The sequence below is a fragment of the Bacillus sp. MM2020_4 genome (assembly GCF_011250555.1).
GTDB lineage: Bacteria > Bacillota > Bacilli > Bacillales > Cytobacillaceae > Neobacillus.
On sequence record NZ_JAANMZ010000003.1, the window covers coordinates 107,878 to 126,393 of the forward strand.

22 protein-coding genes and 1 other RNA gene are annotated in these 18,516 nt (G+C 39.7%); 17 read left to right on the plus strand and 6 right to left on the minus strand.

The features are described from left to right. Positions 1-27: 27 nt before the first annotated feature. On the plus strand, positions 28-1,626 hold the full coding sequence (locus G6554_RS04270) for an amidohydrolase (RefSeq protein ID WP_166239099.1): 1,599 nt from the start codon (positions 28-30) through the stop codon (positions 1,624-1,626). A gap of 90 nt (positions 1,627-1,716) precedes the next feature. Beyond that, positions 1,717-2,643, plus strand: coding sequence for an EamA family transporter RarD (rarD, locus tag G6554_RS04275; protein WP_166239101.1), 927 nt, complete (start codon positions 1,717-1,719; stop codon positions 2,641-2,643). A gap of 106 nt (positions 2,644-2,749) precedes the next feature. Here rarD and G6554_RS04280 read toward each other — a convergent pair whose 3' ends face one another. Further along, on the minus strand, positions 2,750-3,553 hold the full coding sequence (locus G6554_RS04280; RefSeq protein WP_166239103.1) for an NAD kinase: 804 nt from the start codon (positions 3,551-3,553) through the stop codon (positions 2,750-2,752). A gap of 155 nt (positions 3,554-3,708) precedes the next feature. Here G6554_RS04280 and sppA point away from each other — a divergent pair, with 155 nt between their 5' ends. From sppA to G6554_RS04325, 9 genes are all read left to right on the plus strand, one after another. Beyond that, a complete protein-coding gene (sppA, locus tag G6554_RS04285; RefSeq protein ID WP_166239105.1) occupies positions 3,709-4,719 on the plus strand; it encodes a signal peptide peptidase SppA in 1,011 nt (336 codons plus the stop codon). 14 nt (positions 4,720-4,733) lie between these two features. Further along, positions 4,734-5,183: an RDD family protein gene (locus G6554_RS04290; protein ID WP_166239107.1), complete on the plus strand. Its 450-nt coding sequence runs from the start codon at positions 4,734-4,736 to the stop codon at positions 5,181-5,183. 76 nt (positions 5,184-5,259) lie between these two features. Beyond that, positions 5,260-5,949, plus strand: a complete 690-nt coding sequence (locus G6554_RS04295; RefSeq protein WP_347564276.1) for a DUF2953 domain-containing protein — start codon at positions 5,260-5,262, stop codon at positions 5,947-5,949. A gap of 17 nt (positions 5,950-5,966) precedes the next feature. Further along, on the plus strand, positions 5,967-6,461 hold the full coding sequence (ytfJ, locus tag G6554_RS04300; RefSeq protein ID WP_166239109.1) for a GerW family sporulation protein: 495 nt from the start codon (positions 5,967-5,969) through the stop codon (positions 6,459-6,461). A 158-nt stretch (positions 6,462-6,619) separates the two neighbouring features. Continuing rightward, positions 6,620-7,120, plus strand: a complete 501-nt coding sequence (tpx, locus tag G6554_RS04305; protein ID WP_166239111.1) for a thiol peroxidase — start codon at positions 6,620-6,622, stop codon at positions 7,118-7,120. A gap of 108 nt (positions 7,121-7,228) precedes the next feature. Next, a complete protein-coding gene (locus tag G6554_RS04310; protein ID WP_166239113.1) occupies positions 7,229-8,212 on the plus strand; it encodes a class I SAM-dependent methyltransferase in 984 nt (327 codons plus the stop codon). Positions 8,213-8,452: 240 nt separating this feature from the next. Then, the gene (locus G6554_RS04315) at positions 8,453-9,649 is read left to right on the plus strand and encodes an acetate kinase (protein WP_166239115.1); all 1,197 of its coding nucleotides are present in this window, start codon (positions 8,453-8,455) and stop codon (positions 9,647-9,649) included. A 104-nt stretch (positions 9,650-9,753) separates the two neighbouring features. Next, positions 9,754-10,590, plus strand: a complete 837-nt coding sequence (locus tag G6554_RS04320; RefSeq protein WP_166239117.1) for an EcsC family protein — start codon at positions 9,754-9,756, stop codon at positions 10,588-10,590. Positions 10,591-10,592: 2 nt separating this feature from the next. Then, positions 10,593-11,105: a MogA/MoaB family molybdenum cofactor biosynthesis protein gene (locus G6554_RS04325; RefSeq protein WP_166239119.1), complete on the plus strand. Its 513-nt coding sequence runs from the start codon at positions 10,593-10,595 to the stop codon at positions 11,103-11,105. 33 nt (positions 11,106-11,138) lie between these two features. Here G6554_RS04325 and G6554_RS04330 read toward each other — a convergent pair whose 3' ends face one another. Both G6554_RS04330 and G6554_RS04335 read right to left on the minus strand, forming a co-directional pair. Next, positions 11,139-11,450: a hypothetical protein gene (locus tag G6554_RS04330; RefSeq protein ID WP_166239121.1), complete on the minus strand. Its 312-nt coding sequence runs from the start codon at positions 11,448-11,450 to the stop codon at positions 11,139-11,141. A 126-nt stretch (positions 11,451-11,576) separates the two neighbouring features. Beyond that, positions 11,577-12,035, minus strand: coding sequence for a universal stress protein (locus G6554_RS04335; protein WP_166239123.1), 459 nt, complete (start codon positions 12,033-12,035; stop codon positions 11,577-11,579). Positions 12,036-12,139: 104 nt separating this feature from the next. Here G6554_RS04335 and G6554_RS04340 point away from each other — a divergent pair, with 104 nt between their 5' ends. From G6554_RS04340 to ald, 3 genes are all read left to right on the plus strand, one after another. After that, entirely contained in the window at positions 12,140-12,298 is a 159-nt protein-coding gene (locus G6554_RS04340) for a hypothetical protein (protein ID WP_166239125.1), read from the plus strand. 197 nt (positions 12,299-12,495) lie between these two features. Further along, positions 12,496-12,804: a hypothetical protein gene (locus tag G6554_RS04345; RefSeq protein ID WP_207342990.1), complete on the plus strand. Its 309-nt coding sequence runs from the start codon at positions 12,496-12,498 to the stop codon at positions 12,802-12,804. A 148-nt stretch (positions 12,805-12,952) separates the two neighbouring features. Further along, the gene (ald, locus tag G6554_RS04350) at positions 12,953-14,071 is read left to right on the plus strand and encodes an alanine dehydrogenase (RefSeq protein ID WP_166239127.1); all 1,119 of its coding nucleotides are present in this window, start codon (positions 12,953-12,955) and stop codon (positions 14,069-14,071) included. A gap of 94 nt (positions 14,072-14,165) precedes the next feature. Here ald and ssrS read toward each other — a convergent pair. Then, positions 14,166-14,361, minus strand: a non-coding RNA gene (gene ssrS / locus G6554_RS04355) — 6S RNA. A 51-nt stretch (positions 14,362-14,412) separates the two neighbouring features. Continuing rightward, positions 14,413-15,513: a M24 family metallopeptidase gene (locus G6554_RS04360; protein WP_166239129.1), complete on the minus strand. Its 1,101-nt coding sequence runs from the start codon at positions 15,511-15,513 to the stop codon at positions 14,413-14,415. A gap of 181 nt (positions 15,514-15,694) precedes the next feature. Between G6554_RS04360 and G6554_RS04365 the strand changes: the two genes are divergently transcribed. The 3 genes from G6554_RS04365 to G6554_RS04375 all read left to right on the plus strand — a co-directional run bounded on the left by G6554_RS04365 (position 15,695) and on the right by G6554_RS04375 (position 18,140). After that, positions 15,695-16,375 carry a metal-dependent hydrolase gene (locus G6554_RS04365; protein WP_166239305.1) on the plus strand — a complete coding sequence of 227 codons (681 nt, stop codon included), beginning with the start codon at positions 15,695-15,697 and terminating at the stop codon, positions 16,373-16,375. 86 nt (positions 16,376-16,461) lie between these two features. Then, positions 16,462-16,695 carry a hypothetical protein gene (locus G6554_RS04370; RefSeq protein WP_166239131.1) on the plus strand — a complete coding sequence of 78 codons (234 nt, stop codon included), beginning with the start codon at positions 16,462-16,464 and terminating at the stop codon, positions 16,693-16,695. A gap of 125 nt (positions 16,696-16,820) precedes the next feature. After that, positions 16,821-18,140, plus strand: a complete 1,320-nt coding sequence (locus G6554_RS04375; protein ID WP_166239133.1) for a CBS domain-containing protein — start codon at positions 16,821-16,823, stop codon at positions 18,138-18,140. A 62-nt stretch (positions 18,141-18,202) separates the two neighbouring features. Here the strand turns inward: G6554_RS04375 and G6554_RS04380 are convergent, their stop codons facing one another. Beyond that, positions 18,203-18,514: a YtpI family protein gene (locus G6554_RS04380; RefSeq protein ID WP_166239135.1), complete on the minus strand. Its 312-nt coding sequence runs from the start codon at positions 18,512-18,514 to the stop codon at positions 18,203-18,205. Between the last annotated feature and the right edge of the window lie 2 nt (positions 18,515-18,516).

The following is an 18,516-nucleotide window of genomic DNA, read 5'->3' on the forward strand; positions in this document are numbered from 1 at the left end:
TTTTAGAAACGAAGGGAGGAACTAAAAATGGGCAAGTTATGGTACGGAGGAACCATCTATACATTAGAAAGTGAGGGATCAACGGTTGAAGCCATTTTTACGGAGGAAGATCAAATTGTACAAACAGGTGAAAAAGGGCAATTAGAAGAAATTTTTAACCAAAGGATTACGGAACGGGTCGACCTAAACGGCGGGACGATGTTCCCCGGCTTTATTGATAGCCATATCCATTTAATTGGACACGGGGAAACATTAATCCGTCTTGACCTATCAAAGATGACCTCAAAAGAAGCCATTTTTGCAGCCGTTAAGGAATATGGAAGTCAGTTTAAAAAGGGCGAATGGATTATTGGTGATGGTTGGAATGAGAACCTATGGGGACAGTCGGAAATGATCCATCGAACGGAATTAGACGAAATTTTCCCCGAAAATCCGGTTCTTCTAAAACGGATTTGCCGTCATGCGATGGTTGTTAATACGAAAGCACTTGAATTGGCTGGAGTATCAGAGGAAACAGTTTGTCCCCCCGGAGGGGTGATTGAAAAGGAGGCCAAGTCTGGGTTAACAGGTCTTTTAAAGGATACAGCACAGGACCTCATCAACAAAGTGGTGCCTATTGTTTCAGAAGGATATTTACAAAAGGCAATGAAGGCTGCCATAAAAGATTTATGTCGGCTAGGGATTACAGGTGTTCACACAGAGGATTTACATTATTACGGGGGATACCATCGTACATTTGAGACGTTTAAAAAAGTAATTGAAGAAGAGGGAAATAAATTCCGTACTCATTTACTTGTTCACCATGGGGTTGTGGATGATATGGTGAATGAAGGTGCAAGTTTCCATTCGGGTAATGAATGGATTGAAATCGGTGCAATGAAGATTTTTGCTGATGGTGCGCTCGGCGGAAGGACTGCACTTCTAAGCCATCCCTATAATGATGCACCAGATACGAATGGTGTAGCCATATTTAATCAAGAGGAATTAAATGTTTTAGTCGCTAAGGCACGTTCCCGCAATCTTCCTGTAGCCGTCCATGCCATTGGCGATTTGGCATTTGAATATGTACTAAATGCAATCGAAGTCCATCCACTCATGGGACCTGGTAGAGACCGGCTAATTCATGCTCAAATTGTACGTCAAGACCTAATTGACAGGGCGAAGAAGCTTCCTGTCATCCTTGATATCCAACCTGTTTTTCTTGCGTCAGATTTTCCGTGGGTTATGGATCGGATTGGCCATAAAAATATGGATTATTGCTATGCGTGGAAAACCCTCTTACATGCAGGTCTCCACTGTGCCGGTGGTTCCGATGCACCGATTGAAATGCCTAATCCATTGTTTGGGATCCACGCAGCGGTAACAAGAACAGATAGAAATGATCCTAAAGGAATCGTTTATGGCAAAGAACAGGCATTAAGTGTTTATGAGGCTATCTGTTTATTTACGAAGGGTAGCGCCTTTGCGGCATGTCATGAACACGACCGTGGGATGATTAAGGAAGGTTATTTAGCTGACTTTACTGTGCTGGAACATAATATATTCAGCCTCCAACCTTTTGAAATACCTAAGGTTCCTGTTCAAATGACGGTTATTGGCGGCACAATTGTATTTGAAAAAGAGTAGGTGCTAAGTAAAAAAATCCCCCATTTTTGGAGTTTCACGTTATAATGAAGATATTTCGAAACTAGAAAGAATAGGGGCTTGGGGAGACATATGAAAAAGACGGACACACAGATAGGGGCCATTCATGCTGCCTTTTCTTATTTTATTTGGGGGCTATTGCCAATCTATTGGAAATTATTGAATCATGTAAATGCCAAGGAGATTCTTGCAAATCGGATATTTTGGTCCTTTATTTTTATGTTAATTATTCTTTTCTTTACGAAAAAATGGGGATTATTTGTCCGAACCTTAAAAGGTTTTGCTCAAAATAAAAAGCAAATGTACGCATTGGGGATTGCCTCTATATTAATTAGCGTGAATTGGTTTATTTATATTTGGGCAGTGAATAGCGGGCATATGATTGAAGCGAGCCTTGGCTATTATATAAATCCCCTTGTAAGTATTTTATTGGGAATGGTGGTACTGAAGGAAAAGTTAACGATCTACCAATATATCTCCTTTATTTTGGCGGCAGTTGGCGTAGTAATCGTCACCGTTTCTCATGGTGCATTTCCTTGGATTGCGATTTCCTTGGCACTAAGTTTTGGGTTATATGGGTTAGCGAAAAAGTTGATTAACGTGGATTCGTCCGTGGGACTGAGCTTAGAAACCCTTGTTGTTGCACCCATTGCAGCTATCTACATGATTTACTTAATTATACAAGGCTCAAACTCCTTTTTAACAGCGAGTATAGGAACGGATTTATTATTGATGGGGGCAGGAGTTGCAACCGCTGTGCCACTCCTTTATTTTGCAAAAGGGGCACAAAAGATTCCGCTCTCTTTACTTGGTTTCTTGCAATATATTGCACCAACCTTAACCCTTATTTTAGGCGTATTTGTCTATCAAGAGCATTTTTCAAAATCACAGCTCTTAGCTTTCATGTTTATTTGGACAGCACTAACCATTTATTCACTTTCAAAAACAAAGCTCGTGACAGAAATGAAATGGCGTAAAGAAAAGCGAGCGACACTATAATAAAGAAAAAACCTTATCCTATTTGCGGATAAGGTTTTTTAAAAATGAAAAGAAGTATAAGTTTGGACTTTGAGAATTGTCTAGCTCCGCGCGCCCTGCGCTTTTCTTATAGGAAGGTTCTCTTCACTTTATCCCAGAAGGAATTGTCTTTTAACTTTAAGGTTTTAATTTTGTTACCGCTTATTTTTATGTTTATTTTATCCACATGACGAATACTTAAGGCTTCATTGTCCATTCCCATTGTTGGATGGTCGTTGCCTTCGGAAATAACCTTAAGTGTAAGTGTCCGTTCACTGCCAATAATAAATGAGGCACCAAGTGTACGGTAGCGATTTGTATTAACAGAAGCCACCTCACTCACCTGCATGCAGGATAGAAGCGGGTCAACAATCGATCCATTCACGGATTTATTATAGGCAGTACTGCCCGTTGGCGTTGAAACAATTAATCCGTCACCACGGAACGTTTCTAAGTGAAGCTGATCCACAAAAACATCAATGACGAGTGTTTTAATAATCGATGAGCGAATACTAAATTCGTTTAAACATGTGAAGGTGCCTTGGCCATCAACGTTCACTTCAATCATCGGATAGCGGCGAACCTCGATTTGTTCATTCGTTGTGATGGCCTCAATCAGTTTGGAGGTATCACTTATACGAAAATCGCAATACATGCTCAAACTATCCTTGATTGATATCCCCATATATAAACAATCATCTCGGAAACCCGTTTTTCTCACCGCTTGAAGAAAAGTACCATCATCACCCACGCTGGCAATGATATTAGCTTTACGATAATCATTTACGATGGTAAAACCATATCGGTCAGCCACTTCGACTAGGGGAGCCATTTTAGAGAGCATGTCCGCATCCCGCTTGTGATAAAAATAAATATTACGTCTTATTTCCATTCCCTATCCCTCCATTTTAAAGATGAAAATGTAACATTTGGAAATTAATCTTTGTTAAAATAATGATAGTCTGAAATTAGTTTAGCACTTTTTTGAAACAATATGAAAGCAGGGATGTGAATTCTAGACGAAAGAAAAGTGAGGGGGAGATACAGTTGAATGGAAAACGTTGGGCCGCCCTAGGAATTGCCGCGGCATTATTTTTTGTATCGATTGTGATTAATTTTTTGTCGGCATTTGCCTTTAAAGGGATTAAAACAGATTTCAGTGATTTTATGGCGACTGCTGAACAACCATTTACAGAGGAAGTCGTTAAGGAAGGCAGTGAATTAAAGAAAATTGCCATTCTTGATGTTGATGGTGTCATCCAAGATAGTGGTGAAACAGGATCATTCCTGCAAAGCGCAGGTTATAACCATCAAGATTTTATGAAAAAGTTAACCTACTTGCAAGAGGATGATTCGGTGAAGGGCGTCATTATTAGAGTAAATTCACCAGGCGGCGGTGTCGTTGAGAGTGCAGAAATACACGATAAGCTAATTGATATCCAAAAGGGTAGTAAAAAACCAGTTTATATTTCGATGGGGTCGATGGCAGCTTCAGGTGGATATTATATTTCAACAGCAGCCAAAAAAATCTTTGCCAGCCCGGAAACATTAACAGGGTCACTTGGCGTCATAATGGAAGGATATAACTACAAGGGATTGGCAGATAAATATGGTGTCGATTTTGTCACGATTAAAAGTGGTAAATATAAAGACATTATGAGCCCTACGAGAGAAATGACGGATGAAGAGCGGCAAATTTTACAAAAAATGATCGATAATTCGTATGAGGGATTTGTAAAGGTCATTTCTGAGGGCCGCCATATGAGTGTCGAGGAAGTAAAACAGATAGCAGATGGACGGGTGTACGATGGACGGCAGGCAAAAGAAATCAATCTCATCGATGATTTTGGTTACCTTGAAGATGTCATTAATCAAATGAAAAAGCAGGAGAAGCTTAAAGGTGCAAAGGTAGTTCGCTATTCGGATGATCTCGGTTTAGGCTCGTTATTTAAGTTTCAAGCGCAAAAATTAATCAGTGGTGATGTAGAAATGGCGGGGCTCATGAAAATCCTTTCCAAGCCCAATTCTCCACGCCTAATGTACTTATATGCAGAATAAGGGGGGGAAGTTAAATGGAATCGAATGAACCTGTTTTACAGGATCACCCTTTTCGATATGCGGGCTTCTGGATGCGTTTTTGGGCATATTTGCTTGATTTGCTAGTAGTGGGAAGTTTCGAACGCCTGCTAATAAACCCGATATTTCGAGCGTTTGACATTTCTCTAACCGAATTTTCTATATTCGCCCCCGTTTCGATTGCATCTGCGGTCATCTTTTATTTATATTTTGTGTTAATGACAAAATTCTTTAAGCAAACGCTTGGCAAAATGGTCTTTGGCTTAAAAGTTGTGGACTTAAAACATGATGAGATGTCCTGGGGAACGATTATTTTTCGTGAATGGATTGGTCGGTTTATCTCGGCAACGATCATCATTGGCTATATCATTGTTGCCTTTTTACCGAAAAAGCAAGGGTTGCATGATATCTTTACTGATACCACGGTAATACATGTAGATAGATAAGGATTCAGGGCCTGTCAACATTAAGTTGGCAGGTTTATTTTTTTCATAAAAGCGAATAATAATAGGCTGAAAGGTTGTGAACAAATTGTTTTGGCTCTGGCTTTCTATAATGGTCCTATTGTTCTTTTTCATTTTAATTATTTTTACGAAGTTAACGATTCTTGTAAATTATTATCATCATAATGACAATGATGATTTAAAGGTAGTGTTTAAGATATGGTTTGGACTCATAAAATATAAGCTAAATGTCCCTTTGATAAAAATTGATGATAATTCACCAAGTTTGGTGGTAGAAAGTCATTCACATATGGGGGAGACGGCTCCTGAAGACCCAGATTCTACGGTAAACCAAATTACCCAAAATGACGTTACGAGTAGCTTTCAAAAAACAAAAGAACTGTTAGAAAAGGTTATCCATTTGCATGTGATTGTTAGGAAATTTTTAAAAAGGGTTACAATAAAGAGTTTTGAATGGCAGACACTGATGGGTGTTGGTGATGCGGCGCATACCGGAATGATGACAGGTGCGATTTGGGCAATAAAAGGGAGTATTGTCAGCATTCTTAGTCATTATTTTCGGTTAAAGCAGATGCCGCATTTATCGGTTACCCCCCATTTTCAAGCTGCTGTCATTCAAACACAGTTAACGTGTATGTTTCAGTTTCGAATCGGGTATGCTATTCTCGCAGGATTAAAGCTGATTAAATTCTGGAAAGGCGGGAAACCGCCCAGTAATTTTAAAAGTGAAAAAACGAAATCAGTTTGAAAGAGGAGGAAATAGACATGTCTGACCACCCAATTCAAGGTTTGATGACGACCGCAATGGAAAGCTTGAAAGAAATGATTGATGTGAATACTATCATCGGGGATCCTGTTGAAACCCCTGACGGAAGTGTCATTTTAACAGTATCGAAGGTAGGGTTTGGATTTGCTGCTGGAGGGAGTGAGTTTAAACTCGACAGCTCCCAGTCGCAAGGCGGCCAAAGTGGGGGTCAAGGCCAAGGTCAAAGCCAAGGGCAAAGCGGAGGAAAATCAGCCCTTCCATTTGGCGGCGGAAGCGGCGGCGGTGTTTCCATCACGCCAATCGCTTTTTTAATTGTAAATTCACATGGTGTCAAAATGCTGCATCTTGATGAAAGTACCCATTTATATGAAAAGATTTTAGAACTTGCACCGCAGGCAGTCGATAAAATTCAGCAAATGTTCTCGAAGAAAGAAGAGAATAGGCAACAGCAAAGCCAACAACAGCAGCAGCCAAAAGTGGATCTTGAATTATAAGGAGAAGGTTAATCTTCCTCATCAAAGGAAGGTTAACTTTTTTCTTGAGGTTTAAATAATTGCAAATACACTGTTGAAAAGATATATTTACACTGTACATATTAAAGTCAATTCATCTCATTGTGGATGACTTTAAAAGACAAAGGAGGATGAAAAGAATGGCAAATGTAACATTTAAAGGAAATGCGATTACCTTGTTAGGAAGTGAAGTGAAGGTTGGGGACAAAGCTCCAAACTTTACTGTACTTGCAAATGATCTATCGGAAGTAACGTTAGAAAATACAAAAGGTCAAGTTCGTCTAATCTCTTCTGTACCTTCTTTGGATACAGGCGTATGTGATGCAGAAACACGCCGTTTCAATGAAGAAGCAAACGGCTTAGGTAATGTAAAAATTTTAACAGTAAGTGTGGACTTACCATTTGCACAAAAACGCTGGTGTGCGGCAAGCGGCATTGAAAATGTTCAAACACTTTCTGATCACCGCGATTTATCTTTTGGAGAAGCATATGGGGTTGCAATCCAAGAATTACGCTTATTAGCTCGCGCGGTTTTTGTTGTTGACTCGAATGATACCGTGACCTACGTCGAGTATGTTAGCGAAGCAACGAACCATCCAAACTACGAAGCTGCAATTGAAGCTGCAAAAGCGGCAAAATAATTATAAATCTTTAAAAGGCCTCGGCTCAAAAGCGAGGCCTTTATACTTGTTTAAAAAATACATACTCGTATAGAATAAATAAGGAAATTTAGGAGTGGAGGGGAAATAATGAAACTGTCTCCGGTTGAACAGTTATTTACACTATTTAATGAAACAGCACTTATTTTACAAGAGGAATTATCCTACAGTTACCTTGAGGCACTTGCAGATACAGGGGAAAATCTATTTCAGGGTGCCATTCTTCAAGATGAGTTAAGTGAGCTCACGCTGAAAAGGCTTAAGAAGGTATATGAAGAAATACACCTGGTTAAATATTCAAATGAGGATATTCGTAAATCCTATCAGCTTGTGATCTTAAAAGGGATGAAGGAAAATGTCCAGCCTAACCACCAGATGACTCCGGATTCTGTAGGGATGCTAATAGGCTATTTAGTGGAACGATTTGTTAAGCAGCCATCTTTCCGCCTCCTGGACCCCGCTGTTGGAACAGGGAATTTAGTTACAACCGTTTTAAACCACGTACATAAAAATATTACCGCTATTGGTACCGAGATTGACGATATTTTAATTAAGCTTGCCTACGTAAATGCAAATTTACAGCAGCATCCTGTTGAGTTTTTCAATCAAGATAGTTTGGAGCCCTTGTTTATCGATCCTGTTGATGCTGTCATTGCCGATTTACCGATTGGCTTCTATCCCAATGATATAAGGGCGGAAGATTATCAATTAAAAGCTTCGAAGGGCCACTCGTATGCTCATCATTTATTTATTGAACAAAGTGTGAAACATACCAAACCGGGAGGATACTTATTCTTCCTCATTCCGAATGGTTTGTTTGAAAGTGAACAGGCACCACAGCTTCATGAATTTATCAAGGAAAATCTGATTATCCAGGGCTTGCTTCAATTACCGACGACCATGTTTAAAAATAAACAATCGGCTAAAAGTATTTTGGTTTTACAGAAAAAGGGGGAAAGTGTCAAGCCGCCAAAGGAAGCATTACTCGTAAATTTACCAAGTCTGTCAAGTGCCGTTGCAATGGATAAAATATTAGCCAAAATTGAAAAATGGTTTCAAGATAGTAAAGGATAAAGCTGGTTTTGATTACCGGTTTTATCCTTTTTGTTTTGGGTTACAAGAGTAAGAAAACTGTGAATATATGAACATTTACATTGGAACCGCTACCACTGGAAATATCCCTTGAAAAGTCCGATTTTCAATGATTAAATGAGGAATTGAGGGAAATAAACAAGGTTGGTTTGCACAAAATAAGGTGTACTATTCAAATCACATCCTAAATCGATGTTGTTATATAAAAGGAGCGGTAGCAAAATGGCAAAAATCATTGCAATTAATGCGGGAAGTTCTTCTTTAAAATTTCAATTATTTGAAATGCCAAGTGAAGAAGTTATTACAAAAGGGCTAATTGAAAGAATTGGTCTTAATGATTCAATTTTTACTATCATGGCCAATGGGGAAAAGATCCAAGAAATTATTGATATTCCTGACCATGAAGTCGCGGTACAAATGCTGCTAGATAAATTAACTACATTAGGCATCATTAAATCCTTAACTGAAATTGATGGAATCGGTCACCGTGTTGTCCATGGAGGAGAAACTTTCGATGATTCAGCTCTTATTACGGATGAAGTACTTAACAAGATTGAAAAGCTATCAGAACTTGCACCATTGCACAACCCAGCAAATGCAACAGGGATAAAGGCATTTAGGCGGGTGCTTCCCGATGTCCCAGCCATTGCTGTTTTTGATACAGCCTTTCATCAAACGATGCCGGAAAGTTCTTATTTATACAGTCTGCCATTTGAATACTACAAAGAATATGGAATCAGGAAGTATGGCTTCCATGGCACAAGCCATAAATATGTTTCCCAGCGTGCAGCTGAACTATTGGGACGCCCCGTTGAACAGCTTCGTTTAATCTCATGTCACTTAGGGAACGGTGCAAGTATTGCGGCCATTGAAGGTGGAAAATCAATTGATACCTCGATGGGCTTTACACCACTTGCAGGGGTCACAATGGGTACCCGTTCAGGTAATATTGACCCGGCACTAATTCCATATATCATGGAGAAAACCGGTAAAACGGCAGAAGAAGTTCTAGACGTATTGAACAAAAAGAGCGGTATGTTAGCCGTTTCCGGCTTCTCTAGCGATCTTCGAGATATTGAAATTGAAGCGAATAAGGGTAATGAACGAGCACAGCTGGCATTGGATGTGTTTGCTAATCGAATCCATAAATATATTGGTTCCTATGCATCGCGTATGTTCGGTGTTGACGCGATTATTTTCACTGCCGGAATCGGTGAAAATAGTGACACGATTAGAGAAAATGTTCTTAAAGGTCTTGAATTTATGGGTGTTTATTGGGATCCCGCTCTAAATAAGGTGAGAGGCGAAGAAGCATTCATTAACTATCCGCATTCGCCGGTTAAAGTTATTATCATTCCGACAAATGAGGAAGTCATGATTGCTCGCGACGTTGTTCGTTTAGCAGGAACACGTTCATAATCTAAAAAAGGCAAAAGCTATTTTAAATGGCTTTTGCCTTTTTTAAGTCTAATTTTTTTGTGATATACTGGAAAAAGAAATGTAGCCGGAGGAGGTCAGAATAGATGCCATTGACAGAGCGGGAAGCAAGTGTCTTAAATGAAATACGCTTATGGGAAGAAAAGTTACTAAATTACGAGGCAAATGAGTTTCAATTGACGTATGAAAAATATTTAGAACGTTCTTTTTTGTTACTGCCTGAAAAGGTGCAACAACAATTCTTTTCCCTTATTGATACATGGTTATTTCATTTACATGGGATGATTCAAGGCTCACAGCTTCAAATGGACGCAAAGGAAAGAATTCTTACGTCAGGAAGAATTTTTAGTAAAGATATCGAAGAAATAGCGGATATAAGAAACTTAACGATTGACCAATTACAATACATAGCAGAGCAGCAAATAGCGAGGCACCGTTTATATTCATTTGCCCAAGGGGGACTTGCGGGGACTGGAGGCACGCTTCTCTTAGGGGCCGATATTCCGGCGATGGCAGTCATTAATTTAAGAATCGTTCAATTAATTGCCATGACCTACGGTTTTGAAGTGAATACCCCCTATGAAATGATGACATCACTAAAGGTTTTTCATACGGCGACGTTGCCGCCACGAATTCAAATAGAGGGATGGAACTCGTTAATGGCGGATTTAGCCGGAAATGATGAGTCATATTTTTATCAAGGGAACGAGCAGATTACCGATATCACTTGGCTGGAACAGCCCGTTCAGCAATTATTAAAAGCTATGGTCATTGCTCTGTTTCGAAAAAAGGTCATTCAGGGGATCCCGCTAATCAGCATGGCAATAGGGGCAGGGGCTAATTATCAATTAACGAGAAAAGTAACGGATGTTGCGCATAGATATTATCAACTTCGTTATCTCAAGGAAAAAGAGGAGTTTTAACGATGAGTACGCAAGAGCATAAAAAAGAAGCACCAAAGTCAGTTCACTGTAAAGTCATAACCGTTAGTGATACAAGAGATAAAGAAACAGACAAAAGTGGTAAGCTGATGATTACACTGCTTGAAGGGGCAGGGCATACGATTGTTGATTATGTTATTGTTAAGGACGAAGCAGCACAGATTCAAAACGAAATTGTAAAAGGGTGTGACAGAGGGGATATTGATGTCATCCTGACAAATGGCGGCACTGGAATTGCCAAGCGTGATGTAACGATTGAAACCGTACAAAATCTTCTCGAAAAAGAAATCGTTGGTTTTGGTGAATTGTTCAGAATGCTAAGCTATCAAGAGGATATCGGCTCAAGCGCAATCCTTTCGAGAGCAATTGCCGGAGTCGTTAAAAATAAGGCTGTATTCTCCACTCCTGGTTCAACTGGAGCTGTCAAGTTGGCCATGAATAAGTTAATCTTACCTGAGCTTGGACATGTGGTGAGGGAAATTAGAAAGGATATATAAACAACGAAAACTCCCTGCATTAGGGAGTTTTTCTTATAGATGTACCTTGCTAACTACCTGGTTTGCCCTGTACCAAAGCCATAAATCATTGATAATTGAAGCGAGATCCGCTATTTCAGAGTTTAATTGACAGGAGCGTGGGAAATCACTTTCATCTGAAAGCTGTGCTTGTTTATCATTGATCTCCTCCTCAAGCTCAGCAATACGGTCAGGAATGGAACCGCGGGTTTGCTCCCAGGTTAACAGAATCCCCTGCTGTATTTCCGCGCTATATTCATCCCATTCCATAGTCAAATCAGGAATCGCAATACCAAGACGTTGATCAAAAGAAAAATGCTCTATCATTCGAAAGCCTCCATGGCGTGTTATTGCTTTATTTTACTATAGTTTCGTTAGCCATACACGAGAAACCTATTAGTAATAGAAAAATAAAATGCACGGGGCAAAGGGCTCCGTGCATGAATCAGCTATCTATTCTTCGTCAATATCTTTTTCCGTTCGAACGATCAGAACGTCACATGGAGCGTAACGAACGATATGTTCTGATACACTGCCAATGAAAAATCTTTCGACTACATTCATTCCAGTGGCACCGCAAAGAATTAAATCCACCTTGTGTTTTTTAGCTATATCTCTTGGAATTCGTATTTTAGGTGAGCCAAATTCAATTTCGTATTGGACATTTGTTAACCCCGCATCCACAGCTTGCTTATGATAATTTTCAAGCATTTCCTTTGCAAGTGTTTCTGCCCGATCACCAATAACAGTATCATAGGCTTCAATTAAGGCAAACGACCTTGTGTCAATCACATGAACTAATAAGAGTCCCGCTTGATTTCGCTTTGCGATTTCAATCCCCTTTTGAAATGCCCAATCTGCTTCCTTTGATCCATCAATTGCGACTAAAATATTTTGATATTTAAGTCCCATGATTATCATCTCCTTACCCTGATTATACAATATTTAACAACGTATAACTGTTGCAATTTTTCGAACAATAATGAAGTAACTTACAAAGGAAGGGGATTGCCACGATGGAAAAGCGGGATCCAAATAACAAATATTCTTTTGAATATGATGAACAAGGTTTAAATGAGATAAGTGAACAAATTATGAATTCCTATAATAGTGGTTTTATGGGGGAAGGAACTGCTTTAGCTGACAGCGAGGATTATGCAGCAGCTGAGGACTAGGTGCATGTAAACAAATAGGAAAGACTGTCCTAAACATGGGACAGTCTTTTCTTTTTGAACTTATAGTTATTTGTCTAAGAAATTCAGTCATACAGGGCGTTTGCCCAAGAATTTGTTTTCAATCATGCATATTCTTAAGGTGTAAAGTTCATTTAAATAGAAAAAATGTAAACCTAAGTGAAGCGAGGAGAAACAAAATGAATACCGAAATGTATGGGATGCCTATTAACTTTGATGAGAGGGTTCATGGACATGGCGGCGTTGGTCACGGCGGCTTTGGCCATGGCGGTGGTTATGGACACGGTGGATTCGGCCACGGGTACGGGCACTACGGATTTGGAAGACCGGGCTTCGGGTATGGTCGCCCAGGTTTTGGATACGGGCTGCCGTTTCTGGGTGGGGTAGCAACCGGTGCATTATTAGCTGCTCCGTATGGATATCCATATCCATATCCATATCCATATCCATATTACGGGTACCCATATCCGTACCCTTATTATTATTAACAGGTTACGAAATGAGCTTTGCCCATTGGGTAAGGCTCTTCGGATAATGATTCATAAAGATTCTCCATTATTTCATTTTCCTGGTAATAATGGATATAATAAAGGTATATAGGTCTTTCTATTAAGGATATTAATTGGAGGTAAGTGCATGCGTATTGGGGTACCAAAAGAAATCAAAAATAATGAAAACCGTGTAGCAATGACACCAGCCGGAGTGACAAATTTGGTGAACTTTGGTCATGAGGTTTTTATTGAAATAGGAGCAGGGCTTGGTTCAGGCTTTTTGGATGAAGACTATAGTACTGCAGGCGCGATGCTGGTGGAAACTGCTAAGGAAGCATGGTCAATGGATATGGTTATGAAGGTAAAAGAACCGATCCCAACTGAATATCAATATTTTCGTGAAGGGTTACTATTATTTACATATTTACATCTAGCGCCTGAGCCAGAATTAACGAAGGCACTAATTGATAATAAAGTAGTTGGCATTGCCTATGAAACCGTCCAATTGGCGAATAGAACTCTGCCATTATTGACCCCTATGAGTGAAGTGGCTGGAAGGATGGCTGCTCAGGTTGGTGCCCAATTTTTAGAAAAGGTTTACGGCGGCAAGGGAATTCTCCTCTCTGGTGTCCCAGGAGTGCAACGAGGTGTCGTTACCATTATTGGCGGCGGAGTAGCAGGCACAAATGCAGCGAAAATGGCAATTGGTTTGGGTGCAAAGGTTACCATCATTGATTTAAGCCCGGACCGTCTTCGCCAATTAGATGATATATTCGGTTCCGATGTGACGACATTAATGTCTAATCCTTTTAATATCGCTGAAGCGGTTAAGGAATCTGATTTAGTTATTGGTGCTGTGTTAATCCCCGGTGCAAAGGCGCCAAGACTAGTCAGTGAAGAGATGATTCAATCGATGAAGCCTGGCAGTGTTGTGGTGGATATTGCCATTGATCAAGGTGGAATTTTTGAAACCACCGACCGGATTACCACACATGATCATCCAACATATGTAAAGCATGGTGTTGTCCATTATGCTGTGGCCAATATGCCTGGTGCCGTCCCAAGAACTTCTACGATTGCATTAACAAATGTGACTGTTCCATATGCGCTGCAAATTGCCAATAAGGGCTTCCAAAAGGCTTGTTTAGATAATGAGGCATTGTTAAAAGGAATCAACACTCTCGACGGCTATGTGACCTATCAAGCAGTTGCCGAAGCACATGGAGTCGAGTTTATAGATACGAAAACATTGTTAACAAAATAATAAAAGTAAAAAGAAGAGGATGTGGTCCTCTTCTTTTTATGTGATCAAAAACAAAACCCAACTTCCAAAATGAAGTTGGGTTGAAATACTACCTATACAGCCGCATTTGCCGTAGTGAATATAAGAAAGTTTTAAACCACCACTCCTCAAAGTGGGTGTTCTCAGAAACCTTTCTGCATGTCCTCCATGTCTTATAGACGGAGGCTTGTCATTCTGGCTTCGATAGTTAAACTCCCTTTTACAGCTTAAAGGTTAAAACTTTATTATGATTACGTACAACGCAGCCTGTATTTGTATACTACATCAAAAACGATAAGAGTTCAATGTAAAAAAGTGTAAAATTATGATTTGATTATTTGTAATTCCTTTGGAAACTTGGTTAACACCTTTGCCCCATCAGCGGTAATATAAATATCATCCTCAATTCGGACGCCAGCCACATTAGGCACATAAATCCCTGGTTCGATTGTATAGACCATTCCTTCTTCGATTACCAGCTGGTTGGTTTCGGTCATAGAAGGGTACTCATGAACGCCAATTCCAAGTCCATGACCCAATCGGTGTGGAAAATAGTCGCCAAATCCCGCTTCAGCAATAATCCGCCTTGCTGTAAGGTCAACTTCTGCAGCTGTAACGCCCGGTTTACTTGCCTCAATGGCAGCGAGTTGTGCCTTTAATACCGTATCATATATTTCTTTTTGCTTGTCATTGATGTCCCCATATGCAACGGTTCTTGTAATATCAGAACAATACCGGTCAACAACAACACCTAAATCAAATAAAACAAGATCACCTTTGCGAATTTTCGTTTCCCCTGGGTTTCCATGTGGGGAAGCCGCGTTTGCACCGGTTAACACCATGGTTGAAAATGACATTTCGGTCACACCCTTTTGCTTTAGGGCGTACTCTAAGGCATTGAGGACCTCCAGTTCTGTTTTGCCTTCCTTAATTTCACTTGCACCGAATTCAACGGCATAATCGGCAAGGGCACAAGCCTCTTCAATGATTTTTAATTCTTTGGTATCCTTGATCATCCGGAGCAGTCGTAATTTTTCTTCTGCAGAAACAAATGACGCCTTAGGGAATAACTGTGTAAGATGCTCGTAGCGTTCGACATTCATATGTTCTTTTTCAATAGCCACTTTTGAAACCCCGTTGATTCTTTTATTAATGGCGGTAAGAATCATTTCCCATGGGTTTTCGATATCGCTATAGCCAATGATTTCATGATCCCAGCCGGAGCGCTTGGCATCAGGTACTTCCATTGCCGGGCAGACGAGGAATGGCTCTTCCTCTTGAAAAACAGCCAGCGCCAGTAAACGTTCATGCGGGTCTGTGAAATAACTGCTTAAATAAAATACATTCTCGGTAGAAGTAAGAAAGCTGACTTCAATCCCGTTTTCCTTCATCCATGTTTGAAGCTTTAGTAATCGTTGATTCATATGTAGGGCTCCCCTTTTTAGTAATGTTAGATCCTATTTGAGAGTAACAATTTTATAAAGGAATGTAAAATAACTATTCCTACTTTAGTGCTAAAACAAAAGAGTTATGGAAATAAATGTAGAAGGATTTCCATATGATTTATTGAAGTACATATATAATAATTTAAAAGGAGTTGGGATGATGAAGATTTCATACCATGGACATTCAGTTATTCAAATTCAAACAAATGGAAAAACTATTATAATTGATCCTTTTATTACAGGAAATAGTTTAACTGATTTAAAGGCTGATGAAGTAAATGCTGATGTGGTTATTTTATCGCACGGTCATAACGATCATGTCGGAGATACGGTTGCGATAGCGAAAAAAAACGGATCTCTTGTGGTTGCGAATGCAGACCTGACTACTTTCCTTAGCTGGCAGGGTGTCAAAACACACGGAATGAATATTGGCGGCTCCTGTCAATTTGATTTTGGAACGGTTAAACTCACTCAGGCCTTTCACGGCTCTGGTTATGTAACAAATAAAAATGAGATCGTTTATTGTGGAATGCCAACGGGGATTTTGTTCAGTAATGAAGGCAAGACAATTTATCATGCTGGCGATACTGGATTGTTTTCCGACATGAAGTTGATTGGCGAACGCCATCCAATTGATGTAGCCTTCCTACCGATAGGTGATAACTTTACAATGGGGCCTGAGGATGCGGCTTATGCAGCTAAACTACTGAATGCAAAGACAGTTGTACCGATTCACTTCAATACCTTCCCGCCAATTAAACAAGACCCCTATCAATTTATTGATAGGTTGGAGGGGAAAAATGGAAAAGTGCTCGTTCCAGGTGAGGCAATTGAAATTTAGCTGATTTAGTGGTTTCACATACTTTTTTTCCTCCTGTATGCATAAAGATGAAACAAGCAGTCTTTTTAACAAAGGAGGTAAAAGAAATGAAAAAAAACAGGTATTTACTTTGCTTGCTGCTTTGTGGTTTTATGCTTTATTTTGCTGTGCCAAAATTATCAGTGACAGCAGAAGGGACACAAGGGATTTTCGCGATTGTTTGGCTTTCATTTGCATTAATTGTGATTGCTGGGAATCTTACCGGTCTTCTCTATAGCCCGAAAAAGTTAGTAAAAAAGCCTCTGCAACAGAGTGCAAAGAGAAAAACCCGGTCATATTAATAAGAATTGAATGATAATCTAGAGTACTTCGTTGAATCAAGGACCTTTAAACTTTATAATAGAATTTAGGGAATAAATTAAACTGACTAAATAACTAGGAATTCGAATTATAAAGGGTGAAGGTCTTGGCTACTAAGCATGAACAAATATTGCAATACATTGATAAACTCCCTATTGGGGAAAAGATATCAGTGCGGCAAATCGCCAAAGCGATGACCGTGAGTGAAGGGACAGCTTACCGGGCAATTAAAGAGGCTGAAAATAAAGGCTATGTCAGTACGATTGAACGAGTAGGTACTATACGAATTGAACGGAAGAAGAAAGAAAATATTGAAAAGCTAACGTTTGCCGAAGTGGTTAATATCGTGGACGGGCAAGTTTTAGGCGGGCGGACGGGCTTGCATAAAACCCTCAATAAATTTGTGATTGGTGCCATGAAGCTAGAGGCCATGATGCGGTACACGGAAGCTGGAAATCTGTTGATTGTTGGAAATCGTACCCAGGCGCATGAGTTAGCTTTAAAAGCCGGCGCTGCGGTGTTGATTACCGGTGGTTTTGATTCCGAGGACCATGTAAAAAAGCTGGCAGATAAATTAGAACTGCCGGTTATTTCAACAAGTTATGACACCTTTACTGTCGCTACGATGATTAACCGGGCAATCTATGACCAATTAATTAAAAAGGAAATTATTTTAGTAGAGGATATTTTAACCCCTCTCACAGATACCTTTTACTTAAAAACATCTGATAAAGTGTCAAAATGGCATGAACTTAATCAAAGGACAACGCACAGCCGTTATCCTGTAGTCGATCAAAACTTGAAAATTCAGGGGATTGTCACAAGTAAGGATATTTTGGGTCAGAATATGGAAGCCTCCATCGATAAGATTATGACCAAAAATCCAATGACGGTGCATGGGAAAACAAGTGTTGCATCGACTGCACATACGATGGTCTGGGAGGGAATAGAGGTTCTCCCCGTTGCCGATGACTCGAACCGTTTAGAAGGGATTATCAGCAGGCAGGATGTATTAAAGGCATTGCAAATGAACCAACGGCAGCCGCAGGTTGGCGAAACCATTGATGACATTGTGACCAATCAAATGGTGTTAATGCAGGGTAAACCAAAAGGTGAAGAAGTATATTCATGCGAAGTGACACCGCAAATGACCAATCACCTTGGGACTATTTCATATGGCGTATTTACAACCATTGTCGCGGATGCAGCCAACCGGATTTTACGCAGCTATAAAAAAGGCGACCTGGTCGTGGAAAATATGTCGATCTACTTTATTAAACCGGTTCAAATGGAAAGCACCTTAGAAATTTTCCCGAAAATACTGGAAGTAGGACGTAAATTTGGGAAGGTAGATGTGGAAGTTTTCAATGAGGGAATTTTAGTTGGAAAAGCAATGATGATGTGCCAATTGATTGACAGAAACTAGCCTTTGATCCAAGCTGTAGTAAATAAAAAAAGCCGCTTCTCAACTTGAGAAACGGCTTCCTATTATTTTTGGGCATCTAGCATATGAGCTTCTTCAATTGCAAATGGATGGTAGTGTTTATATTTTTTGAATCCAATCCAGCTAAATACGGCTCCGTAAATACTAAATACGGCAGCCACAATATAGGAAACAGTCGATTCTGAAATAAATAGTAAGTGATTCATACCAAACAGACAGACAAAAAGTCCAAGAGCAATATTTGATTTTGCTGAAAGCCATTTCTTTTCAACTTGACGGTTGCTTCTAATGTATTTTGTTTTATAAAATAAATAGAAAGCAAATAAAACGACAATTAATACAACGAGTACAAACATGA